12 protein-coding genes are annotated in these 25,798 nt (G+C 68.2%); 9 read left to right on the plus strand and 3 right to left on the minus strand.

The window, feature by feature from the left end:
- Positions 1-15 precede the first annotated feature (15 nt).
- A complete protein-coding gene (locus tag ACWW1C_RS01605; protein ID WP_455981799.1) occupies positions 16-11,109 on the minus strand; it encodes a type I polyketide synthase in 11,094 nt (3,697 codons plus the stop codon).
- Positions 11,110-11,463: 354 nt separating this feature from the next.
- On the opposite strand from ACWW1C_RS01605, the gene ACWW1C_RS01610 reads away from it, so the two are divergent.
- The 3 genes from ACWW1C_RS01610 to pe are packed head-to-tail and all read left to right on the plus strand — an operon-like array spanning position 11,464 to position 17,070.
- Positions 11,464-12,903 carry a condensation domain-containing protein gene (locus ACWW1C_RS01610; RefSeq protein WP_455981800.1) on the plus strand — a complete coding sequence of 480 codons (1,440 nt, stop codon included), beginning with the start codon at positions 11,464-11,466 and terminating at the stop codon, positions 12,901-12,903.
- A 31-nt stretch (positions 12,904-12,934) separates the two neighbouring features.
- The gene (locus ACWW1C_RS01615; RefSeq protein WP_455981801.1) at positions 12,935-15,910 is read left to right on the plus strand and encodes an MMPL/RND family transporter; all 2,976 of its coding nucleotides are present in this window, start codon (positions 12,935-12,937) and stop codon (positions 15,908-15,910) included.
- Positions 15,907-17,070 carry an acyltransferase PE gene (pe, locus tag ACWW1C_RS01620; protein ID WP_455981802.1) on the plus strand — a complete coding sequence of 388 codons (1,164 nt, stop codon included), beginning with the start codon at positions 15,907-15,909 and terminating at the stop codon, positions 17,068-17,070. The genes ACWW1C_RS01615 and pe overlap by 4 nt, the downstream gene beginning before the upstream one ends.
- Positions 17,071-17,073: 3 nt before the next feature.
- On the opposite strand, the gene ACWW1C_RS01625 is transcribed toward pe, so the two are convergent.
- Positions 17,074-17,715 (minus strand): GAP family protein, encoded by a 642-nt coding sequence (locus ACWW1C_RS01625; RefSeq protein WP_455981803.1) that lies wholly within the window; start codon positions 17,713-17,715, stop codon positions 17,074-17,076.
- Between the two features lie 12 nt (positions 17,716-17,727).
- Positions 17,728-19,452: an AMP-binding protein gene (locus ACWW1C_RS01630; RefSeq protein WP_455981804.1), complete on the minus strand. Its 1,725-nt coding sequence runs from the start codon at positions 19,450-19,452 to the stop codon at positions 17,728-17,730.
- Between the two features lie 129 nt (positions 19,453-19,581).
- On the opposite strand from ACWW1C_RS01630, the gene ACWW1C_RS01635 reads away from it, so the two are divergent.
- From ACWW1C_RS01635 to ACWW1C_RS01660, 6 genes are all read left to right on the plus strand, one after another.
- On the plus strand, positions 19,582-19,917 hold the full coding sequence (locus tag ACWW1C_RS01635) for a hypothetical protein (protein ID WP_455981805.1): 336 nt from the start codon (positions 19,582-19,584) through the stop codon (positions 19,915-19,917).
- A 65-nt stretch (positions 19,918-19,982) separates the two neighbouring features.
- Complete coding sequence (locus ACWW1C_RS01640; RefSeq protein WP_455981806.1) at positions 19,983-20,843, plus strand: CDP-diacylglycerol diphosphatase; 861 nt, start codon at positions 19,983-19,985, stop codon at positions 20,841-20,843.
- A 78-nt stretch (positions 20,844-20,921) separates the two neighbouring features.
- On the plus strand, positions 20,922-22,445 hold the full coding sequence (locus tag ACWW1C_RS01645) for a serine/threonine-protein kinase (RefSeq protein WP_455981807.1): 1,524 nt from the start codon (positions 20,922-20,924) through the stop codon (positions 22,443-22,445).
- A 36-nt stretch (positions 22,446-22,481) separates the two neighbouring features.
- Positions 22,482-23,351, plus strand: coding sequence for a glucose-1-phosphate thymidylyltransferase RfbA (gene rfbA, locus ACWW1C_RS01650; protein ID WP_455981808.1), 870 nt, complete (start codon positions 22,482-22,484; stop codon positions 23,349-23,351).
- Positions 23,352-24,350 carry a dTDP-glucose 4,6-dehydratase gene (rfbB, locus tag ACWW1C_RS01655; RefSeq protein ID WP_455981809.1) on the plus strand — a complete coding sequence of 333 codons (999 nt, stop codon included), beginning with the start codon at positions 23,352-23,354 and terminating at the stop codon, positions 24,348-24,350.
- Between the two features lie 14 nt (positions 24,351-24,364).
- Entirely contained in the window at positions 24,365-25,771 is a 1,407-nt protein-coding gene (locus ACWW1C_RS01660) for a sugar nucleotide-binding protein (protein WP_455981810.1), read from the plus strand.
- Positions 25,772-25,798 lie beyond the last annotated feature (27 nt).

Here is a 25,798-nt window from a genome sequence, read left to right on the forward strand (position 1 = left end):
CACCCGCCACAATCGTCACTCCTGTGCGGCAGGTGGTTCCGGCTCGGGTTCGCTGGCAACCTCCGCGGTAGAAGCCTCAGCCACCTCGGCCGCCGCCTCAGCCGCAGGCGCTTCCGGCGCCTCCGACGGCGGCAACTGCGACGCCAGGTGCCCGGCGAGTTCCCCGAGGGTCGGGTAGTCGAAGATCGCCGTCGGGCTGATGTCGAACTTGCCGCCGAACTGCCCGAACAACCGGTTACGAAGCTCGACCGCCATCAGCGAGTCGGTGCCCAGATCGAGGAATCGGCTCGTCGCCGCGGGCGGCTGCGCCAGGCGCAGGAAGCCCTGCACCTCCTTCTGCAGGAACTCGGTGATGAACCCGGCGCGCTGGGCGTCCGGAATCTCCTGCAGCTGCCGCAGCAGCTCGCTGTCACCGGTTGCCGCCGCGTCGCTGGTCGGCAACACCTGGTCGAGCAGCGGCGGCCGGATGCCGCCGAGCATCTTGGCGGCCCGCTGCCAGTTGGCCTTCAGGACCGTCGCCTGCGCGGCGCCGTGGCGGATCACCTCGCCGAGGGCCGCCAGGGCCGCCGACGGCTCGAGCGGCATCATGCCCTGCGCACTCAGGTTGGCGGTCGCCGCCTGCGAGCTGGCCATGCCGCCCCGGCCCCACGGACCGAAGTTGACGGCGGTCGCCGGCAGACCGAGCGCCCGGCGGTGCGCGACGAGTCCGTCGAGCAGCGCGTTGGCGGTGGCGTAGTTGGCCTGCGCCGGTGAACCCAGCACCGCCGACGCCGACGAGTAGACGATGAAGAAGTCGAGATCGTCGTCCTTCGTCAGCTTGTGCAGATGCAGCGCGCCGAAGGCCTTGGGGCCCAGGGTCTTCCGGAAGCGCTCCAGATCCTGCTGAGGGAGCAGCGCATCGTCGAGCACACCCGCCAGGTGAGCCACACCGGCCAGCGGCGGGAGTTCGGCCCGGATGCGGTCGAGCAATGCCGCGACCGAGGCTTCGTCACCGACGTCGCCGGAGAACACGTGCACCCGGCAGTGGAAACGCTCCATCATGGCGTCGATGGCGCGCTGCGCCTCGCCATCCGGCTCGCGCCGGCTGGTCAGCACGATGTCGCCGGCACCCAGCTGCGCCAGGTAGGCCGCGGTGTGCAGACCGAGCGCACCCAGGCCACCGGTGACCAGGTAGGTCCGATCCCCGTGCGGCTGCAGCGGTTTCGGCATCTGCACCACGATCTTGCCGATGTGCCGGGCCTGCTGCATCCGGCGGAACGCCGTCTTGGCCTCCGTCAGCGGATAGACCTCGGCAGGCACCGGCGTCCACTCGCCCTTGGCCAGCCCATCGGCGACCTCGTCCATGAGCCGCTGGATGTGAGCGGGGTCGGTCATCATCGTCACGTCGAGCGCGACGATCTCGTAGTTGATGTCCGGCCGCACTTCCGCCATGCGCTCGGGAGTCCAGATGTCCCGCTTGGCGATCTCGGCGAAGCGGCCGCCCTGGGCGGTCGCCCGCACGGTGGCCTCGACGAAGCCCTCGTTGGTCAGGCTGTTGAGCACCACGTCGACGCCCTCGCCGTTGGTGTCAGCGAGAATCTGGTCCGCGAAATCGGTTGTGCGCGAGTCGTAGACGTGTTCCACGCCCATCCTGCGCAGCGTCGCCCGCTTGTAGGTGCTGGCGGTCGCGAACACGGTCGCGCCCTGCTGGCGCGCCATCTGCACTGCTGCCAACCCGACACCACCGCTGGCGGCGTGGATCAGCACGCGGTCGCCCGGCTTGAGCTGCGCCCAGTCGAACGCCAGTCGGACGGTCAGCGCGGCCGCGGGCAAGGTTGCCGCGTCGACGGGGGTGATGCCGTCCGGCACGACGGCGAGCAACTGCTCCGGCACATTGAGCCGGCTCGAGAAGGCGCCCTGCATGGAGCCGAAGACCCGCTGTCCGACCTCGAATCGGGTGACCTCCGAACCCAATTCGGTGATGACGCCGCACAGGTCGCCACCGATGGGACCGGGATCGCCGGGGTAGAGACCGAGCACGTTGAGCACGTCGCGGAAGTTGAGGCCGGCGGCCTCGATCCGGACCTGCACCTCGTGCGGCTCGGGCGGTGTCACGTCCTTCTCGGTCAGGCGCAGGTTGTCGATCGCGCCACGCTCGGTGGGAGCCAGCACGTAGTCGTCCGAACGCGGCATCGGCAGGTGGCCGCTGCGCGCCCAGTGCATCAGCCGCGGCACGAGGAACTTCCCTTGCCGCAGTGCGAATTCGGACTCGGTCACCGGGGTGCCCAGAATGCCGGTCAGCCAGTTGGTGGCGTTGTCATCGGCGGCGTCGAGGTCCACGAGCCGTAGCCGCAGGGTCGGCTGCTCGTTGATGACGGTGCGACCCAGGCCCCACAGCGCGGCCTGCACCGGGTCGACGGGCTCGCCGGGCTCGGTCGCCACGGCGTGCTCGGTGACGATCCACAAGCCGCCGGTGAGGTTCAGCTTCTCCTCGGCGAGTGCGGTCTGCATCGCGCTGAGTACGGTGCCGACCTCGGTCTCCAACCGCGCTGCGACGTCGTCATCGGCGAGCCCCGAAGCGCGCCAGACGATTCCGGTGACCGGGGTGCCACTTTCGGCAGCCGTTGTGATCGCCTGCTGCCAGGCGGTGGCGTCCAGCTGCTGATCGAGCTTGATTGCTCCGGGCAGGCCGGCTGCCAATTCGTCGAAGCCGGCGATCAGCCAGTTGCCGGCGGTCTTGGTCTCTCCGTCGTCGGCCGCACCCGGGGCTGCACCCTCCTGCCAGCCCAGCGTGTACAGCAGACGGGTGGTGTCGCCGCCGAGGCCGCGCATCAGCGCCTCGCGGGGCGCACGCTTCACGGTGAACTCGGTGATGCCGCCGAGTCGCTTGCCATCGCGATCGAGGAAGTCGATGTCGAAGACCTGCGTCTCGTTGGTCAGCTCGCTGGTGTGCCAGCGGGCCCGGGCGTAGAAGCGTCGCGGCATCTTCTCGCGCAACTCGACCTGGCCGTACCGCAGCGGCAGGAACAGGTCGTGCATGCCGTGCTCGGCGGCCAGCAGCGCCGGGAAGGCCGGGAAGGCCACCCCGGTGCAGAGGTCCAGCAGCACAGGGTGAATGGGCTCGCTGCTCAGGTGCTCGGCCAGTTCATCGCCGACCGAGACATCACCGATGGCCATGCCGTCACGCACCCACAGCGACTTGAGCGACGTGGACCATGTTGGGCCCCAGGCCAATTCCATGTCGTTGAAGGTCTCGAACAGCTGCTGCGGACGCAGCCGCTCCATGCGCTCGACGACGTCCTCCATCGAACCGGCGACATTGTCCGCCGCATCTTCGTCAGAGGCGCCGGCCAACAGCGTGCCGTCGGCGTTCAACGACCACTCCGCTTCGCGGACGCCGTTCGGCCGGCTGTGCACCTGGAACTTCCAGCCTTCGCCGCCATCGAGGGCGCGGATGGTCAGCTGCGTCTCGCGAGCGGCCTTGTCGGGCAGGATGATCGGCTCGTAGAAGAAGACTTCCTTCACCCGGGCCGGAGCCCCGACCGACGCCAGGGCCATCGCCGCGTACGTCGCACCCGGCACCACGACGGTGCCGTAGATGACGTGGTGCGACAGCCAGGGCTGCGTCTTCACCGAAAGCACGTTGCTGTAGATCGTGTCGCCGGTCGCCAGATCCTTGGCACTGCCGAGGATTCCGGACGTGGCCGCGAACCCGCCGGAGCTCATGCCGACGACATTCGCGGTCTTGGGCCAGAAACGGCGCCGCTGGAAGGGGTAGGTCGGCAGTTCCACGCGGTGTCCGCGGTTCTTGGCCGAGAAGTCCGGCCGGTGCCCGCAGATGTACGTCGTGGCCAGTGCTTCGGTGATCTGCCGCTGCGCGTTGGCGCCCTTGCGCAGCGACACGATGGCCCGCGGGGTCTCCGAGCCCTCGGGCCAGCACTGCAGTGCGGCCGCGGTCAGGATCGGCTGGGGGCCGATCTCCATGAGCACCGAGCAACCCAGCGCAGCGACGGTCTTGACGCTTTCGGTGAACTGCACCGGCTGACGCGAATGCCGCCGCCAGTACTGCGCGTCGATCGGCGTCTCGGCCGTGAGGACCGCGCCGGTGCGATTGCAGATCAGCGGCAGGGTGGGCACGGCGAACTGGAACTGCGTTGCGAAGGACTCGAATTCGTCGAGTACCGGGTCCAGCAGCTCCGAATGGAAGGCGTGGCTGGTCTCGAGCCAGGTGCAGCGCGTGGCGTCCTCGCTGCAGGCGGCGACGATCTGCTCCAGATCCTCACCCGGACCCGACAGCACGGTGTTGCGGCCGTTGTACGCACCGACCGACACCCGCGGGAACGCCTCGGCGGCGCGCTCGACGTACTCGGGATCGGCGAACACCGCCACCATGCGGCCGCCGGCCGGCAGGCTGGCGAACAGCCGGCCCCGCTCGGCGATCAACCGGACGCCGTCCTCGAGGCTGAACACGCCGGCGACACAGGCCGCCGCGTACTGGCCGACGCTGTGGCCCAGCACGGCGTCGGGCTCGATGCCCCACGACTGCCACAGGCGGGCCAGACCCATCTCGACGGCGAAGATCGCAGGCTGCGCGAACGCGGTGTTACGGAGTGTCTCGGCCGCTTCACGATCGTTGCCGAACATGACCTCCAGCAGCGGGCGCGGCAGGATCGGGTCGACCGCCTGCGCACACCGGCGCACGACGTCGGCGAAAACCGGTTCGGTGTCGAACAATTCGCGCGCCATGCCGGGGTACTGGCTGCCCTGGCCGGGGAAGAACCACGCGGTGGTCGGCGGATCGGCGCACTCACCCTTGAGCACGCCCGGCCGCAGCTTGTTCGCCACCAGGTCTTCCAGCAGGTTCTTGGCGTCGTGCACGGTGTTCGCGACCACCGCGGCGCGGTGCTCGAAGTGCGAACGTCCCGCGCCTGCCGTGAAGCAGACGTCGGCGATCGAGGCATCGGGGTGTGCATCCAGCCAGTCGCGGTAGCGCTGCGCCAATGCCGTCAGGCCCTGAGCCGAGCGGGCTGACAGTGGGAGCACGCTGACGGGTTCGGCGACAGACGGGGCGAGCGCAGTGACGGGGGTTCCGGTGAGCTCCGGAGCGACGTCGTCCGTGTCCTCGTCGGCAGCCACGACGGGCGCCTCCTCCAACAGCACGTGCGCATTGGTGCCGGTGAAGCCGAAGGAGCTGACGCCGGCGCGGCGCGGGCGTCCGTCGGTGTGCCACGGCGTCGGCTTGTCCACGACCTGAACAGGCAGCGAGTCCCACGGGATGTGCGGCGACGGCTTGTTGAAATGCAGGGTCTGCGGGAGCATTTCGTGCTCCAGCGACAGCACGACCTTCACCAGGCCGGCGACGCCGGCGGCGGACTCCAGGTGCCCGATGTTGGTCTTGGCGGTGCCCATCAGCAGGGGCCGGTTGGCATCACGACCGGCACCGTAGGCGGCCGCCGCGGCCTGCACCTCGATCGGGTCGCCGAGCGGGGTGCCGGTGCCGTGCGCCTCCAGATAATCGACGTCGCCGCCGCTGAGGCCGGCTCGGGCGAGCGCGGAGTTGATGAGTCGTTGCTGCGCACCGCCATTGGGGACGGTGAGGCCGCTGGACGCACCGTCCTGGTTGACCGCGGTGCTGCGGATGACCGCCGCAATCCGGTCGCCGTCGCGCTGTGCGTCGCTGAGCCGCTTGAGGACCAGGACGCCACAGCCTTCACCGCGGACGTAGCCGTCGGCTGCGGCGTCGAAGGTCTTGCAGCGGCCGTCGGGCGCCAGCATCCGCGCGCGGGAGGCCGCGACGATGGACGCCGGGCTCAGCAGCACGTTGACGCCGCCGGCCAGCGCCATGTCGCAGTCGCCCGCGTGCAGGGCCTGAACGGCCTGGTGGACCGCGACAAGTGAAGAGCTGCAGGCGGTGTCGACCGCCATGGCCGGCCCTTCCAGGCCCAACGTGAACGACACGCGGCCGGCGATGGCGTTGAGCGCATTACCGGTGATGAAGTGCGGTTCGAGGTTCTCGACCGAGCCGCCCGAGAGCAGATGCGAATACTCGTTGGCGCCCACGCCGACGAACACGCCGGTCCGGCTGCCGCGCAACGCGGCCGGGGCGTACCCGGCGCGTTCGAGTCCCTCCCACGCGATCTCGAGCATCAGGCGCTGCTGCGGGTCGATCCACACGGCTTCACGCGGCGAGATGCCGAAGAACTCCGGATCGAACGTGTCGACGCTGTCGAGGTAACCACCGGAGCGGGTGTAGATCTTGCCCGGCGTCATGGCGTCGGGGTCGTAGAACTCGTCGACGTCGAAGCGGTCCTCGGGGATTTCGCTGATCGCGTCGACACCTTGAGAAAGCACCTGCCAGAACGCATCCGGGTCGGGCGAACCCGGGAAACGGCAGGCCACCGAGATGATGGCGATGGGCTCGTCGGCAGCGGCGAGTGACTTCAGCTCGGTGACGGCCTTGGATCTGGCTTGGGAGCCGGCTGTGTCACTCAGGTTGAGGATGTCGCTGAGCAGGTAGTCCGCGACGTCGGTGAGGCGCGGGTGGTCCATGGCGAGGGTCGCCGGAAGTTCCTTGCCCACACCCTGTTCCAGCCGGCGGCGCAGTTCGACGGCCATCAGCGAGTCCATGCCGAGGTCGAAGAACCCGGTTTCCTCGCGGATCTCGGAGGCCTCGATGCGCGTCACCTCGGCGACGGCATCCCGCAGGTACTCCAGGACCAGCTTCTTGCGCTGCTGCACCGGAGCGGCGATGAGCTGCTCGACCAGCCGTGTGTTCCCGGAGGCGCCGACGGCGCCGGCGCCGCTCGCGGATTCTGGCACCTCGCGCGCCACCTCGGCCAGCAGTGCACGCGAGCCGGCCTGCGAGTAGATCGGCAGGAACTTGGCCCAATCCATGCGCGCCACAACGGCTTCCGCAGGGGATCCGTCGGCGACCAGGACGTCGGCCATGCCGGTGAGGGCATCGGCGGGGGAGAGGGTACGGACGCCGCGGCGCTCCAGCTGAGCGCGGGCGTCGGGGTCCGCCATACCGGCTGCCCACGGGCCGAAGTTCACACTCACCCCGGCCACACCCTGCTCACGCAGGCGCCACGTCAAGCCGTCGAGGAAGGCGTTGGCCGCGCTGTAGGCGGTCTGGCCGTAGCTTCCCCACACCGCCGAGATCGACGAGGTGGACAGGAAGAAGTCGAGGTTCTGGCCCGAACCCTTCCCGTCGCTTCGCTCGCCCTGGATGACCGCTTCGCTGAGATACCAAGCACCCCAGACCTTTCCGGAGAACACCCGCTCCAGCTCGGCGTCTTCCAGGGTCGCCAGCGGGGTCGTGCTGTTCTCTCCGGCCGCATGCACGACACCGGCCAGCGGCGGCAGTTCGGAACGCAGGGTGGACATCAGGCGGGCGACGTCATGCGGATTCGCGACATCGGCGGTGATGACGCGAGCCTCGCAGCCGTGCTGCTCACGCAGCGCGTCAATGCGCTGCTGTGCCGCCTCGCTGGGCGTGCGCCGGCTCGTCAGTACCAGCTGCCGGGCACCGTGGGCGGCCAGGTAACCCGCGATCTCCAGTCCGATCGAACCGAGTCCACCAGTCACCAGATACGTTGCGTCGGCGCGCAATTCCAGCTGCGTCGGGTTCGGCTGGCCGGTACGACGGACCAGCCGGGGCACGTGTGCACCCTCGGCGCGCAGCGCGATCTGGTCCTCGCCGCGCGGCGCAGCGACCACCTGGGTGATCAGCCGCGACCATTCGTCGGTGCCGGCCTGTGCGAAATCGGTGGCCAGGTCGGCGAGACCGCCCCACACCTGCGGGTACTCGAGTGCGGCCGAACGGCCGAAGCCCCACAGGCCCGTTTGCTCCGGTGCGACGGTGTCGGTGTCGATAACGCGTTGTGCGCCACGGGTGACCACCCAGATCGGCGCCCGCAGCTCGGCGGCCGCGGCCGCGCGGAACAGGCGCTGCGTGCCGCTGAGGACTTGGTGCTGCACCCGCAGCAAGGCCTGCATGGAAGCGCGGTCAGCGTCGAGCCCGGCGACGTGCAGGATGCGCAGCGTCGGCTCGTCCTCGACTGCCGCGCGCAGGTCGGTTTCCAGCTGCTGCTCGTCGGCATCGGACCCCGGCAACCCGAGGACGCGATGCCGGTGGCCGAGCCGGTTCAGGGCCTCGGTCAATGAGGCAAGTACGGCTCCCTGACTATTTATGTCACCGATGAGGACCCACGCCGAGCCTTCGCCGATTTCCGGCGCAGCCGCGGCCTTGTCCCAGCGGATTTCGTACCGGGCGTCCGAGACGGACTGCGCGTTGCGCTGCCGGTTGTGTTGCGCGGCAAGCTTGTTCAGCACGGCGGTGGTCGACTCATCCGTGCCGCCCAGGAGGGTGGCGAGCTCGTCGATGCGGCCGTCTTCCAACAGTCGGACGGCCTCGGTGGTCGCCCCGCCGCTCATGTGTGCCGCGGCGGTCGGCGCGACTCGCTCGTCGCGGAACCAGTACGCCTTGCGCTGGAAGGGATACGTCGGCAGATCGAACTTGTGGGCCGAGCCGGGCCGGACAGCGGCGAAGTCGGGCAGGTGACCGGCCGTGTAGGTGGTGGCCAGCGCCTCGGTGATCTGACGGTGGTCAGCGCCCTTGCGGCGCAACGACGCAATGGCCCGGGGTGCGGTCGCCGGGTCGGGCCAGGCGCGCAGGGCCGCGGCCGTCAGCACCGGCTGCGGGCCGACTTCGAGCAGCACCGCGCAACCGAGCTTGGCCAGGGTCTCCACACTCTTGGAGAACTCGACGGGCTGGCGCGCGTGCCGGCGCCAGTACTGGCCGTCGAGCTTGGCGGTGCGGCCCAGGGTGTCGCCGGTGCGATTGCACACCAGGATGCGCTGCGGCGCATTGAACGTGAATTGGTTTGCGTACGACTCGAACTCGTCGAGCGCCGGGTCCAGCAGCGCGGAGTGGAACGCGTGGCTGGTCTCCAGCCAGTCGCAGCGGACGCCGTCGCCGGTCAGTGCGGCGATGGCGCGCTCGAGGTCCGCGCCCGGTCCGGAGAGCACGGTGTTGGCGCCGTTGTACGCGGCGACCGACAGGCTCGGGTATTCATCGGTGAGCCGCTCGACACGCTCCGGTGCGGCGAAGACCGCCGCCATCCGGCCGCCCGCGGGCAGGTTCCCGAACAAGCGGCCGCGCTCGACGAGCAGGCGCATGCCGTCTTCCAGGCTGAACACGCCCGCGACGCAGGCCGCGGTGTACTGGCCGACGCTGTGGCCCAGCACGACGTCGGGCTCGAAGCCCCACGACTGCCAGAGCCGGGCCAGGCCCATCTCGACGGCGAAGATCGCCGGCTGGGCGTAGCTGGTCTGCCGCAGCGTGTCATCGGGGCCCTCGAAAATGACGTCCAGCAAGGGCTTTTCGAGCACATCGGCGACGGCGGCAACACACTGCCGCACAGTGTTCGCGAACACCGGCTCGGTCTCGAACAGCTCCTTGGCCATGCCGGCGAACTGGCTGCCCTGGCCCGGGAACAACCAGGCCGTCTTGGGCTTGTCCGCGGAAGTTCCGCGCACCAGGCCCGGCGCGGGACGATCGTCGGCCAGCGCGCCGAGCAGTTCACGCGCGGACTCGAGGGAGTTCACCACCAGTGCGGCGCGGTGCTCGAAGTGGGCGCGGCCCGCGCCGGCGGTGATGCAGACGTCGGCCAGCGTGGCCTCGGGATGCGCGGCCAACCAGCCGCGGTAGTCCTCGGCGGACTGCAGCAGCGCGGCCGGGGTCCGGGCCGACAGCGGCAGCACCATGAAGCGCCGGTCGTCGGGCTCCTCGGTCGGGACCTCCGCCGGAGCGGCAGACGGCGCTTCCTCGATCAGCACATGGGCATTGGTGCCCGAGAAGCCGAACGAGCTGATGCCCGCGACGCGCGGCCGGTCGCCGCGTTCCCACGTCGTCGCTTCGTCGACCACCTTCAACGGGATGCGGTCCCACGGAATGTGTGGCGACGGGTTCTTGAAGTGCAGATGCTTCGGGAGTTCCTGATGCTCGAGCGACAGGATCACCTTGATGATCCCGGCGACGCCGGCCGCCGCCTCCAGGTGCCCGATGTTCGTCTTCACCGAGCCGATCAGCAGCGGATCGGTCGCCTCACGTCCGGCGCCGTAGGCCGCGGCCGCGGCCTGGACCTCGATCGGGTCACCCAGCGACGTGCCGGTGCCGTGCGCCTCCAGGTACCCGACATCGTTGGGCGTCAGGCCCGCACGCTCCAGCGCCTCGGCGATAACCCGTTGCTGCGCAACACCATTGGGAACCGTCAGGCCGCCGGAGGCGCCGTCCTGGTTGATGGCGCTGCCGCGGATGACGGCCCGGATCCGGTCACCGTCGCGGACGGCGTCCTCGAGCCGCTTCACGACGATGACGCCACAACCCTCGCCGCGCACATAGCCGTCGGCAGAGGCGTCGAACGTCTTGCACTTGCCATCCGGGGCCAGCATGCGGGACTGCGAGAAGGTGATCATGGTGGCCGGGCTGAGGATGACGTTCGCACCACCGGCCAGCGCGAGATCGCACTCGCCGAGCTGCAGCGCCTGGCAAGCCTGATGGACGGCCACCAGCGACGAGCTGCATGCGGTGTCGACGGTGACAGCCGGACCCTGCAGGCCCAGCCGGTAGCTGATGCGGCCGGCGGCCGCGGCGCCCGAGGTGCCGATGGCCATGTAGGCCTCGATCTCCGGGTAGGTCAGTTCGCTCGAGGCCATGCCGAGGTAGTCGTGGGTGGCCAGGCCGATGAAAACGCCGGTCTGGGTGTTGGCCAGGGCGGACGGCGCGGTGCCCGAATGCTCGACCGCACGCCATGCCATCTCCAGCAGCAGCCGCTGCTGCGGGTCCATCATCTTCGCTTCGCGGGTGGACACTCCGAAGAACGGTGCGTCGAAGCCGACGGCGTCGTCGAGGAAGCCGGCGCGGCGGGTGATGATCTTGCCCTTGGCGTCCGGGTCGGCGTCGAAGAACTCGTCGATGTCCCACCGATCCTGCGGCACCTCACTGACGGCGTCGCGGCCCTCGCGGAGCATCTCCCAGAAGGACTCGGCGTCGGTGGCGCCCGGGAAGCGAGCGGCGTACCCGACGATCGCAAAGCTGGACGTTTCCGGACCTTCGAGCGTTGCCATGAAAAAGTTGTCCTCCGCGTTTGCCGGTGACGTCCGATCCCACGCCGGAGACCGTGTTCAGCGCCAGATTTTTGAGTCGAACGGCTGGCCTTGTCGAGTGCTCAGCAGATCCCCTGGACGGCCAGCCCCGTTGCATGGCCAGTTGATCTTCCGAACGGCCACGGCCAGCTCATCTTCTGCGGGCCAGTATTACATGTAGGTTGCTGAAGCACGAGGATTCGGTCCAGCGGTGCTGGCCGGTCATCGAAGATCGCCCCACCAGGCGCAACGGCGTCCGCGGAGGTTGCCGGGGTATGTTGATGACGCCAACGGTGTGGCCGGACCTCAGTGTGTCCGAACCTGGGAGGAAAGTAATTGCGCATCGGGAAAATCACGATCGGAAAGATCGATGATTGGACGCCGATCCCAGGTGTTCTGACCTCCTGGCACCCGACCGAGGCGGCTCGCGAAGTAGCCCGGCAGGCACCTGTGAGTCCGGTTCCGGTCAGCTACATGCAGGGCCAGCACATCCGGGGCGTCGTCGAGCGCACCGGCTCGGGCCTCGAGTACTCACGGCAGATCATCGCGACGTGCGAAGTTCCTGGTCAGTGCGATATCGCAGCCATGAACGAGGCCCTCAACTCCTATCTGCGCAGGCACGACACCTACCGCAGCTGGTTCGAGTACACCGCCACCGAAGCCGGCGGAGCGGTGGGACACGGCACCGCCGACATCGTTCGACGCACGATCGCCGACCCCGAGGATCTCGAGTTCGAGCCCGTCAACCATGGTGAGCTGGCGGTCGAAGACGTCCGCAAGCACCTGGTGGACATTCCGACGCCGCTGGAGTGGGGCTGCTTCTCCTTCGGCATCGTGCAGAGCGAGGACAGCTTCAACTTCTACGCCGCCATCGACCACGTCCATGGGGACGCGGCGCTCATCGGCATCACCATGCTCGAGGCTCATGGCCGATACACAGCATTGACAACAGGGGGCTCAGCGTTTGCTCTGCCCGACGCGGGCAGCTTCGACGAGTGGTGCGTCCAGGAGCACGAGCGCACCTCGGCGCTGACCGTCGACTCGCCCGAGGTTCAGGCCTGGATCGAGTTTGCTGAGAACAACAACAACAGCATGCCGGAGTTCCCGCTGCCGCTCGGCAACGCGATGGAGCCCTCGGTCGGCGACATGGTGGGCGAGTCGCTCATGGATCCGGACCAGACGGCGCGGTTCGAGGCCGCCTGTGAAGGTGCCGGCGCCCGCTTCGTCGGTGGCCTGTTCGCCTGCATGGCCCAGGTGGAACACGAATTGACCGGTGCGGCAACGTATTACGGCCTCACTCCGCGGGACACCCGGCGCACGACGGACAACTTCATGACGCAGGGCTGGTTCACCGGCCTGGTGCCCATCACCGTGCCGATCGCGGCGGCGACCTTCAACGAAGCCGCCTGGGCGGCGCAGGAGTCGTTCGACGGCAACCTGAACATGGCGCGGGTGCCGTATTACCGCGTCCTGGAACTGGCGCCGTGGCTGGAGTGGCCGCGCCCCAACTTCCCGGTGTCGAATTTCCTGCACGGTGGCGCCGCCCCGCTCAACACCATCCTCGCGGCCACCGAGATGGGGTACGCCAACAACATCGGCATCTACTCCGACGGCCGCTACTCCTACCAGCTGACCATCTACGTGTTCCGCTACGAAGGCGGCACGGTCATGGAGGTCATGTACCCGGACAACCCCATCGCCAAGAAGTCCGTGACCCGGTACCTCGAGGTGATGAAATCGGTCTGCACGCGGATCGCCGACGGCGGGAACTGGTGACCCGTCGGGCGGGCTCGACAAGGGGCCTCAGTTGCGACGGCTAGCCGATTTCGTGGTGCGGTGGCCCCTGGTGGTGATCGGCCTGTGGATCACGCTGGCCGTGGCCCTGCCACTGGCCGTGCCGAGCCTCAACGACATGGCGCAGAAGCATCCGCTGGCGATGCTCCCCGCCGATTCCCCGTCGAGCGTCGCGGCCCGGCACATGACCGAGGCGTTCAAAGAACCCGGGACCGATGACCTGCTGTTGGTGGTTCTCATCAACGACCGCGGGCTGGACCGCAACGACGAAGCCACCTACCGCAAGCTGGTGGATGCCTTGCGCGACGACCCGCACGACGTCGTCATGCTGCAGGACTTCATCAGCACCCCGCCACTGCGGAATTTTCTGACCAGCAAGGACAAGAAAGCCTGGGTGCTGCCGGTCGGCCTGACCGGTGCGCTGGGCACCCCGCAGTCGTATGCCGCCTACAACCGCGTCGCCGACATCGTCGAACACAGCACCGCGGGCAGCCCGCTGAAGATTCACCTCGCCGGGCCGGCCGCCACCGTCGCCGACCTCACCGTCGCCGGCGAGAAGGACCGGATGCCCATCGAGATCGCCATCGCGGTCCTGGTGCTGCTCGTCCTGCTGGTCGTCTACCGCAACCCCGTCACCATGATGCTGCCGCTGGCCGGCATCGGCATGTCCCTGGTCATCGCGCAGGCGACGGTCGCCGGGCTCTCCCAGCTGACCGGCCTGGGCGTGTCGAACCAGGCCATCATCCTGTTGAGCGCCATGATCTTCGGCGCGGGCACGGACTACGCGGTGTTCCTGATCAGCCGTTACCACGACTATGTGCGACAGGGCTCCGACTCGACCGACGCCGTCCGCAAGGCGCTCGCCTCGGTCGGCAAGGTCATCACCGCGTCGGCCGCGACCGTCGGCGTCACCTTCCTCGGCATCAGCTTCGCGAAGATGGGCGTCTTCTCCACCGTCGGTGTCTCGTCGGCGATCGGCATCTTCGTGGCGTTCCTCGCCGCGGTGACGCTGCTGCCCGCCATCCTGACGCTTGTCGGCCCGCGCGGCTGGATCAAACCGCGCAACGAAATCACCGCGCAGCTGTGGCGCCGGTCCGGTGCCCGCATCGTCCGCCGGCCGCTCGTGCACCTCGTGGCCAGCCTGCTGGTGCTGATCCTGCTGGCCGCCTGCGCGAGCTTCGCGAAATTCAACTACGACGACCGCAAGGCCGTCGCCGCGTCGGCCCCGAGCTCGATCGGGTACGCCGCGCTCGAGAACCACTTCAACGTCAACCAGTCCGTCCCGTCGTACGTCCTGGTCCAGTCGCCGCGCGACCTGCGCTCCCCGCAGGCCCTCGCGGACCTCGAGCAGATGGCGTCGCGCATCAGCCAGTTGCCGGACGTCGCGATGGTCAGCGGCATCACCCGTCCGCTCGGTGAGGTGCCGCCGGAGTTCCGGGCCACCTTCCAGGCGGGTCTGGTCGGCGACCGGCTGACCGAGGGCGCCGGCATGATCGGCGACCGCACCAACGACATCAACCGGCTGGCCAAGGGCGCCGACACCCTGGCGACCAACCTCGCCGACGTGCGCGGCCAGGTCGGCCAGATCGCCACCAGCCTCCAGACGACGCTGGAGGCCTTCACCGCGATACGCAGCCAGTACGGCGGCAACAAGCTGGTGCAGAACGTCGAGGTCGCGGCCAAGCTGGTCAACAGTGTCAGCAAGCTGGGCAACACCCTGGGGCTCAATTACACCGCGGCCAAGGACATGTTCGGCTGGGTCGGTCCGGTGCTGGCGGCCCTGCAGAACAACGCGGTGTGCGACCTCGATCTGTCGTGCGCCGAAACCCGCGGCCACTTCCAGCGATTGGAACAGGCGCGCCAGGACGGCACCATCGACGAGATCAACACGCTCGCCGGGCAGCTGCAGACCATGCAGGACCAGAAGACGCTCAACGCGTCGGTGCAGCAACTCCAGAGCGCGATGACCAACCTGACCAAGGTCATGCGCAGCATGGGGATGGACAGCCCCGCGGGCGCGCAGGCCAACCTCACGAAACTCCGGCAGGGCGCGGATCGTTCGGCGAGCGGCAGCCGCGAAGTCGCCAACGGGGTCGACGAAGTCGTCGAGCAGATCAAGCTGATGCGTTCCGGCCTCGACCAGGCCGGGGCATTCCTGCTGTCGATGAAACAGAACGCCTCCGGACCGACCCAGGCGGGCTTCAACATCCCGCCTGAGGTGCTCAAGCTCGAGGCCTTCAAGTCGGCGTCCAAGATGTTCATCTCGCCCGACGGGCACTCGGTGCGGTACCTGGTCCTCACCAAGCTGGACCCGTTCAGCTCCGCCGCGATGGATCAGGTCAACACCATCCGCGACACCGCCCGAGGCGCCCAGCCGAATACCTCGCTCTCGGACGCGACGGTGTCGATGGGCGGATATCCCGTGGCGCTCAAGGACACTCGCGACTACTACCAGAACGACATCCGGTTCATCATCATCGTCACCGTCGCCGTGGTGCTGCTGATCCTGATGCTGCTGCTGCGGTCGCTCATCGCGCCGCTGTATCTGGTTGGTTCCGTGGTGCTTTCGTACTTCGCCGCGCTCGGCATCGGGGTCGTGGTGTTCCAGTACCTATTCCACCAGCCGCTGCACTGGACCGTCCCACCGCTGGCTTTCGTGGTGCTGGTCGCGGTCGGGGCCGACTACAACATGCTGTTCGTCTCGCGCATGCGTGACGAGTCGCCGCACGGCATGCGGTACGGCATCATCCGCACGCTGTCGTCGACCGGCGGGGTCATCACCGCGGCCGGCCTGATCTTCGCGGCATCGATGTGGGGTCTGCTGTTCTCCAGTATCGGTACCGTGATCCAGGGCGGCTTCGTCATCGGCGCCGGCATCCTGCTGGACACCTTCCTGGTGCGGACCATCACCGTGCCCGCCATGGCCACGCTCGTCGGAGAGGCGAACTGGTGGCCGTCCCGCCCGAAACCGCAGGGGAGCAACGCATGAAGAAGCAACTTGCCCGCTCGATGGCCATCGTGACCACGCTGCTGACGGTCGGTGCTTCCGGACCCATGGCGGACTGGATCGCGACGGCCGACGAGCCATGGGGCGGACCCGGTTACGGGTCGGGTTCGGGCGGGCCGATCACGCCCGCCATCCCGCCGATCGGTACCCCCGGCCGCGGCTACGCGCTCGGCGGCGCGCACGTCATGGGTATCCCGTACGACGAATACATCCGTCGCACCGGCGCCGACTGGTTCCCCGGCCTGAAGCGCGAGATCGTCGACTACCCCGCCGGCCAGGTCCAGGGCCACGTGCTCGGCGGCATCCCGGGCGTCGAGGAACTGCACGAGAAGATGCCGGAAATCGGGTTGAACGGCCCGAGCATCGGCGAGTCCGTCGACATCGGGCAGGACAACGTGATTCGCCGGGTCCGGGACGGCGGCCCGGGCACCGTGATCGGCCTGTCCGAAGGCGCCATGGTCGTGCACGCCGTGCAGGACCGGCTGGCCTATGACCCGGCCGCGCCGGCGCCGAACGAGCTGTCGTTCGCGACCTACGGTGACCCGCTCGCGATCAACCCGTGGACCCAGAGCTTCCTGCGCCAGAACTTCCCGGTGGGCAGCACGGTCCCGGCGCTCGACTTCCGGATGCCGCCGGTGGTCGACAGTCAGTACGACACCTACCAATTCATCTCCGCATACGACAGCATCGCCGACTGGCCCGACCGCCCGGACAACCTGATGGCGTTGGCGAACGCGGTCGTCGGCCTGGCCACGGGCCACACCGCGGTGGCGTTCACCAACCCCAAGAACGTGCCGCCGCAGAACATCGTCAAGACGGTCAACTCCAGGGGAGCGACGACCACGACGTACATGATCCCCGAGCAGCACCTGCCGCTCGTGGTGCCGTTCAAGTACCTCGGCATGTCCGAAGCGGACATGAATCACCTCGACGCCGTGATGAAACCCATGGTGGATGCGGGATATTCGCGCAACGACGACCCGGCGACCGCGCCGGTCACGGTCGATCCCGTCAACGGCTACGACCCCGCCGCCGCCACCGCCCCGGCCACCCAGGCCGCCTTCGGTGGTGCCGCCGATCCGGTCTCACAGCTGATGTCGGGTATCAACTACGTGCTGAGCCACGGGCCGAGCGCGCACTAGGGGTCAGATTCCCACCCAACCCGCCGCGACCAGCACCACACCCACCACCGCCAGCAGCCCCGCGACTTCGTGCCGCCGCCGGGCGCGAATCCAGTTGTGCAGGTTGCTCATTGCGGTGCGCGTGCGTTGCGGGGCGATGAGGTAGGCCAGGAGCGGCACCTCGACCAACGAGAACGCCACCACGTTGAAGGTCACCAGCGCACCCATCCGGACGTCGGCCTCGGCCTGCGCGGCGGCGATCACGGCCAGCGCCGCGAGATAGTCGACCGATGGCAGCGCGATGCCCAGGCCCGCGACGCCGGCGACCCACAGCGACTGGCCGTCGAGCAGGCGGCTCAGCCAGGCCGGCACCTCGCGGTCCTTTCCCTTCGTGACGGCCAGCAACAGCGCGGCCAGCAGCGCCAGCACCCCGATCACTATCTGGACCGTCGGCAGATTGAAATGCGCTGAGGCCCAAGCCGGTAACCGTGACTCGAGAAAGAACAGCACCACCGCGCCGACGGACAGACCCATCAGGAAACCGCCGCACAGGAACGCGGCCAGCTGCAGATGCGGACGCGGCCGGTTCAGCATGACAACGGACATGCCGATGCGGAACGGCTCCAGGCTGACCGCGACCGCCATCACCAGCAGGGTGATCCACATGGGATGCGCGGGCTAGGAGCTCAACCCGGCGTCCAACCGGACGAATTGCCCTTGCCGATACTGCTCGGCGCAGGCCGACCGGCGCATCTTGCCACTCGTGGTGGTCGGGATCGACCCGGCCTCGACGAAAACCACGTCGGTGACCTGCAGCCCGTGTGCACGCGAAATCGCCGCCACCACATCGTTTTTCATCACCGCGAGCTCGTCGTCGCCGGCCCGTCCCTTGAGCTCGATGATGGTGACCAGCTGGTCCGTGTGGTCGTCGGTCACGGCGATCGCGGCCACCCGGCCGCGGCTGATCTTCTGGACGGTCGCCTCGATGTCGTCGGAGTAGTGGTTGCGGCCGCGCACGATCAGCATGTCCTTGATACGGCCGACGATGAACAGGTCACCTTCCGAGATGAAGCCCTGGTCCCCGGTGCGCAGCCAGCCGGCCTCCGGGGTGCCTTCGGGGGCGTCCACCAGGGTCGCGTCGAACGCGGACCCCGTCTGCTCGGGCTTGCGCCAGTACCCGGCGGAGACGTTGTCTCCGCGGATCCAGATTTCGCCGACGACGCCGTCGGGGCACAGCTGGCAGGTGTCGGCATCGACGATCTCCAGTAGCGGTGACGGCGCCCGCCCGTAACGCATGAGCGGCGTCCCACCGGCTTTTCGCAATGCGATGCCCTGGGTGAGTTCGTCGGCCGCGAACTCGACGACCTCCGGCGGGCGGCCGTGCGCGCCGCTGGCCACGTAGAGCGTCGCCTCGGCGAGGCCGTACGACGGCACCATCATCTCGGGCCGGAAGCCGACGGCCGCGAAGCGTTCGTCGAACTTGATCAAAGTGGGCGGGTGAATGCGTTCGGCACCGTTGTTGATGCCGATGACGCCGCTGAGATCGAGCTCGGCCATCTCAGAATCGGTGACACGGCGGGTCGCGAGGTCGAACGCGAAGTTCGGTGCGGCCGACCACGCGGGGTTGTTCCGCGATAGCGCCTGCAACCAGCGGACCGGGCGCGTCAGGAAGGCGATCGGACTCATGAGGTCGGCCTTGTGGCCGGAGAAGACCGGTACCGCGATCCCGAGCACCAGGCCCATGTCGTGGTAGAAGGGCAGCCACGAGACCAGCGTCGACCCCGGCGGCAGCTCTCCGCCGTACTGCGACAGCAGATCGGCGAGCAACTGCTCGACGTTCACCCGCAGGTTCCGATGCGAGATCATCACGCCGGCCGGCAGCCGCGTCGACCCGGACGTGTACTGCAGGTAGGCGATGTCCGGCCCGGCGGGCACGTCCTCGTCGAAGTCCCGGTCGGCGTCCAGATCGAGGGTGTCGACGGCGATCACGGCGACCATGGAGGCGCCGTCGTCCACGTTCTGTGCCGCGATGTCGAACGCGGCCGCTGTGGTCAGGACGACGGTCGGCGAGGTGTCGGTGATGACGGCGCTCACCCGCTCGTCATGCGAGCCCGGCAGCGGAACCGACAGCGGCACCGCGATGAAACCCGCCTGCATGGCACCCAGGAACCCGACGATGTAGGCCAGTCCCTGCGGCGCGATGATCAGCGCGCGGTCACCGGGGACGCCGTGCATGCGGAGCTCGTGCGCCACGTTGAGGGTGCGCCGGTACAGCTGGGCCCAGGTCAGGCTCTCGGTGACGCCGTCCCAGTCGTGGTCGTAGTCGGTGAAGGTGTAGGCCACGTCGTCGGGAGTCAGGCCGGCGCGCTCGCGCAGCACGGTCAGGATCGACGCATCGGACATGGCGCCAGGTTACTCAACTCACATGTGACCGGTGGTACCTGGTTTGCCGGTCAGGTGCTGCATGCGATGCGGAGTGCTACGACGAATGTGCAGGTTTGACCCGCAATACCGCCAAATCTCAACCCGAACATGCACATTCGCCGTAGCACCTCGGCCTTGGTCTGCACTCGGGCGGCACTGGGCTGGCCGCGGTGGAAGGTGGCCGTCGAGTGTGACGAGGAAGCGGATACCCCGGGATACCGCGAATGGGTGCACAGCCACACGGCGGAGCTCGAAGCGCGGGGATGGAGCGTCATCTGGGTGACGAAGACGACGGCGGAAGGCAGAGGAAGCCCCGGCATCGTGGTGCTGCGGGCACAGGAGAAGCTGTGGGCCGCCCAGCGGAGCCGAGCGGGCCGAAGCGCTCGTGTCCCCCGATCGGGGGAAGACGATTTCGTCCGGTCGAGGGCCCGATCAGTGGACTGACCTGGGGCGTCGATTCCGCGAAGGTTATTTCAACGCCGAAGCACCCCAAACCTTCAGGAGACGAAATGACCAACACGACCACCACCCGCTCCCGCTTCACCCGCCGTATCGCGGCCGCCGCCGCCCTGGCGGTAGCGCCGGTGCTGGCATTCGGTCTCTCGCCCGCCGCCCACGCCGAGACGGGCACGCAGCACTACCAGGGTTGCGACGACCACAAGGGCGATCCCATCTGGGACGGCGTCAAGCCGCCGGCACACGGCGTCGGGGAGCACTCGCCGAAGCATCCGGGACGGAACTTCGACATCCAGTGGCCCGGCCACGATTCGACGCGCGGTTGGGCAGTGCACCCGGGTGTGGACATGAAGACGACGCAGGACCTGCTGGTGGTGCCGACCGTCCGTGAGACCGGCATCGAATGCGACAACCTGCTGCGGGGCGACGCGCCGAACTACTTCAAGCACGCCTACGAGTCGGTCCACTTCATGACGGGCGGCCCGGACTGGGCGCTCGGGATCAACTCGGCGGACGCCCGTCGGCTCAACCAGCTCCACATTCACCTGACCCGGCTGTACGCCCCGGCACGTGACGACATCGCCCAGGCGGTCAAGGCCGGCAAGGTCAGCACCGACGAGCACAAGTGGGTCGACCAGGTTGTCGAGATCACCGGCCACAATGACAAGTGGCAGGACAGCAAGCACCAGTACCGGGCCTGGATCACCGACAGCGTCGACGCCAACTTCTTCAAGAAGCTGGACGACGACATCGTCGCGCCGCTGCACAAGCAGGGCAAGTCCGCGGCGATGGCGCACGAAACCCTGCTGATCACCCGCAACCCCGCGGGCAAGGGATTCGTGGTCCTGGAAAGCAACACCACGTCCGGCATCCACGGTGTCGCCAACATCGAGGGAATCCTGGACAAGCGCTAGCCCAGTCCGCGAGAAGGCGGCCATCCGAGATCGTCTCGGGTGGCCGCTCTTTCGCATTCCGGCCGTTACGATCCGACCATGTCGCTACCCGATGGATCGGTCTTCGCCGGATTCACCGTGGTCCGAAAACTGGGTGCCGGCGGCATGGGCGAGGTGTACCTGGTTCAGCACCCGCGGCTGCCCCGCACCGACGCCCTGAAAGTACTGCCGGCGTCACTGTCCGCCGACGCCGAATACCGCCGGCGCTTCGAGCGCGAAGCCGATGCCGCGGCGACGTTGTGGCATCAGCACATCGTCGGAGTGCATGACCGCGGTGAGTGCGACGGCCGGCTGTGGATCTCGATGGACTACGTCGACGGCGCCGACGCCGGGCACGTACTGCGGACGCAGTGCCCCGGTGGAATGCCGCGCGACCAGGTGATCGCGATCGTCACCGCGATCGCCGACGCGCTGGACCATGCGCACAGCCGAGGGCTGCTGCACCGGGACGTCAAGCCCGCGAACATCCTGTTGAGCGGACCGGGCCCGGTCCGTGGCCGGGTGCTGTTGGCCGATTTCGGGATCGCCCGGCGCGTCGACGACTTCGACGGACTGACGTCGACGAACATGACGCTCGGTACGCCGAACTACGCAGCGCCGGAACAATTGCTCGGTGAGCCGCTGGACGGTCGCTCGGATCAGTACGCCTTGGCCGCCACCGCTTTTCAGCTGCTGACCGGACGGCCCCCGGGTGGCGATTCCACGCCCGTCGTACTCATCAGCCAGCGTGTGAGTGGTGTGGTGCCGCGGCTGGCGGAGGTACGCCCGGATCTCGCCGATCTGGACCCCGTGATGGCCATCGCGATGGCCCGCCGGCCTGCTGACCGCTTCCGTTCTTGTGGGGATTTCGCCGTGGCGCTCGCGCGGGGTGCGGCCGCGACGCTGCCGCCCGTCCCGGCGTCCCCCGCGGTACCCGGAGCGCCGACCGTTGCCGCCGCACCGGCCGCGGCGCCGATGGGGTTTGTGCGGCAACCGGATCCGCCGGTCACGGCGCGGCGCGGGCCGAGTCCGACGGCCTGGGCGCTCATCGGAATCGGGATCGTGTTGGTGGTGGCCCTGGTCTTCGCCGGCGTGGCACTGATGAGCGGGCGCGACGGGCGCAGCGGTTCGACGACTTCGGCGGCGGCCACCACCACCACGGCCGAGACCTCGGACGTGACCGTGACCTCGGTCGAATCCACCCCGCCGGAGACCTCCGCGGCGCTGACGCCGACGACTGCGCGAATGGTGCTGCCCGACGCCGACTCCCGCGGCTTCACCACATTCAACGGTGCCGCCCGGTGCGCCGGGGCGGACGAGGCGGACGAGGCGGCGATGCTCCTGCGGACCGCGCAGTCGGCGGTGGTGATCTGCCGCAGCAGCGTCGGCGTGCTGTATTACCTGGGCTATCGGCTGTCCGACGGCGCGACGATCCGCTTGGGAACCGTGCATGAGTCCGGCGACGGCTTCGTCGCGGTCAACGATCCCGATTCGGCTGAGTACCACGTGTCGTCGTCAGGCCTGGAGATCGTGCAGGACGGCAAGATGCTGGCGTCCGAGCCCGCGGTTGAGTCCGCTCGGTGAGCACCTGACGCGGTGCGCGTGTGTCAGGATGGCCGAGTGAAAGGGATCATCCTGGCCGGCGGCGCGGGGACGCGACTACACCCCGTCACCGCCGGGGTGTCCAAGCAGCTGATCCCGGTCTACGACAAGCCGATGATCTACTACCCGCTGTCCACACTGATGCTGGCCGGGATCACGGACATCCTGGTCATCACGACACCGCTCGACGCGCCGAGTTTCGAGCGCCTGCTCGGCGACGGGTCGCAATACGGCGTCTCGATCAGCTACGCGCAGCAGCCGTCGCCTGACGGGCTCGCGCAGGCCTTCACCATCGGCGCGGATTTCCTTGGCGGAGAGAGCGTTGCGCTCGTGCTCGGCGACAACCTGCTCTACGGTCCCGGCCTGGGTACCCAGTTGCAGCGGTTCACCAACGTCGACGGTGGGGCGATCTTCGGCTATTGGGTCGCCGAGCCGTCGGCCTACGGCGTCATCGAATTCAACGAAGCCGGACAGGCGGTTTCGCTCGAGGAAAAACCGTTGGTGCCTAAGAGCAATTACGCCGTGCCTGGGCTGTACTTCTACAGCAACGACGTGGTGTCGATCGCCCGAGAACTCGAGCCCAGTGCCCGCGGCGAGTACGAGATCACCGACATCAACCGAACGTATTTGGCGCAGAACCGGTTACGGGTGCAAGTGCTGCCTCGCGGGACGGCATGGCTCGACACCGGTACGTTCGATCAGATGACGGACGCCGCCGAATTCGTGCGCACCATCGAGCGTCGCACAGGCCTGAAGATCGGCGTGCCCGAGGAAATCGCTTGGCGGCGTGGCTATCTCAGCGGCGACGAACTGCGTGAGCGGGCCGAGCCGTTGGTGAAATCCGGCTACGGCACGTATCTGCTGGACTTGCTGGCCAGGGGGCTGTAGATGGCACGACTGCTGGTCACCGGGGGCGCCGGATTCATCGGCGCCAACTTCGTGCGATACGTCATCGAGCGCACCGACCACCACGTGACCGTGCTGGACAAGCTGACCTACGCCGGCAACCGGGAATCCCTTGCGGGCCTGCCCGAACAGCGGATGACGTTCGTCCTGGGCGACATCGCCGACGCCGCGCTGGTCGACGAGCTGATGGCGACCACCGACGTGGTCGTGCACTTCGCCGCCGAATCGCACAACGACAACTCATTGCGCGATCCGGAACCGTTCCTGCACACCAACGTGGTCGGGACCTACACGCTGCTGGAGTCGGTGCGCAAGCACGGCACCCGGCTGCACCACATCTCGACCGACGAGGTGTACGGCGACCTCGAACTCGACGACCCAGCCAAGTTCACCGAAGGCACGGCCTACAACCCGTCATCACCGTATTCGTCGACCAAAGCCGGCAGCGACCTCCTGGTGCGCGCGTGGGTGCGCTCGTTCGGCGTCCGCGCCACAATTTCCAACTGCTCCAACAACTACGGGCCCTACCAGCACGTCGAGAAGTTCATTCCACGCCAGATCACCAACGTACTGTGCGGAATCCGGCCGAAGCTCTATGGCGCGGGCCGCAATGTGCGGGACTGGATTCACGTGGACGATCACTCGTCCGCGGTCCTGACGATCATCGAGCAGGGCCGCATCGGCGAGACCTACCTGATCGGCGCCAACGGCGAAAAGGACAACAAGACTGTCATCGAGATGATCCTGGCGCAGATGGGGCAGCCGGCCGACGGCTACGACCACGTCACCGACCGCGCCGGTCACGACCTGCGCTACGCCATCGATTCGGACAAGCTGCGCAGCGAACTCGGCTGGCGGCCAAGATATCTCGACTTCGCCGACGGGCTGGCCGCCACCATCGCCTGGTATCGCGACAATGAAGCCTGGTGGCGTCCGGTCAAGGACGCCACCGAGGCGCGCTACGCCGGCCAGGGCCAGTGAGTGATGGGCAACCCGTGACCGAGTACGGAAAGCCGTTGTCCGCCAACACCACACCGATTCCGGGCCTGACCATCTGGGAATTGCCGGTGCACGGCGACAATCGCGGTTGGTTCAAGGAGAACTGGCAGCACGCGAAGATGACGGCCCTCGGGCTGCCGGATTTCGGTCCCGTCCAGAACAACATCTCGTTCAACGATGCGGCTGGCACCACCCGTGGCATCCACGCCGAACCGTGGGACAAGTTCGTGTCGGTCGCGACAGGCCGGATCTTCGGTGCCTGGGTCGACCTGCGCGCCGGCCCGACATTCGGGACGGTGTTCACCGCGGAACTCGATCCGTCGCGTGCGGTGTTCGTGCCGCGCGGGGTCGGCAACGCTTTCCAGACGCTCGAATCCGACACCGCGTACGTCTACCTGGTCAACGATCATTATTCGGCTGACGCCCAATATGTTTCGGTGAACCTGGCCGACGGGACGCTGGCCATCGAATGGCCGATCCCGCTCGAACGCGCCGAACTGTCGGCCAAAGACCGCACGCATCCCCGGCTGGCGGACGTCCAACCCGTCACACCGCGAAAGACGTTGGTACTGGGCGCGAATGGCCAAGTCGGCCGGGCGCTGCGTGCCGAATACGGCGACGATCCGGGCGTCGAGTTCGCCACCCGCGATGAGGTGGACCTGGCCGGTGACCTGGAGACGACCCGCCGGTGGCAGGACTACGACACCGTCATCAACGCCGCCGCGTACACCGCGGTGGACGACGCCGAGACCCCGAGCGGGCGCGCCGACGCCTGGGCTGTCAACGTCACCGGCGTTGCGGCGCTGGCCCGTATCGCGACGGCCCGCGGCATCACCGTGGTGCACCTCTCCAGCGACTACGTCTTCGACGGCACCTCCGGCTCCCCCTACCGGGAGGACGACCCGATCGCCCCGCTCGGGGTGTACGGCCAGACGAAAGCTGCCGGCGACCAGCTCGTCGCGACAGTGCCGCGGCACTACATCGTGCGGACGTCGTGGGTCGTCGGGGACGGCCACAACTTCGTCCGGACCATGGCATCGCTGGCCGAGCGCGGCGTCGACCCGTCGGTGGTGGACGACCAGGTCGGGCGGCTCACGTTCACCTCGGAGCTGGCCCGGGCCATCCGGCACCTGACCGCGACCGGCGCGCCGTACGGGACCTACAACGTCACCGGCGCCGGACCCGCCATGTCGTGGGCCGACATCGCCCGCCGGGTATTCGAGCTGTCCGGCCACGACCCGGCGCGGGTCACGGGCGTCAGCACGGACGCCTACTTCGCCTCCGCGACCAGAGCGGTGGCCCCGCGGCCACGCAACAGCGTGCTCGACAACCAGAAGCTCGAGTCAACGGGATTCAAACCCGAGGCAGCCGACGATTCCTTGTCGCGCTACCTCGGTCGGTAGCCGCGTTTCCCACCAAGCGGGCGCTTG

The organism is Mycobacterium sp. HM-7 (assembly GCF_053852335.1).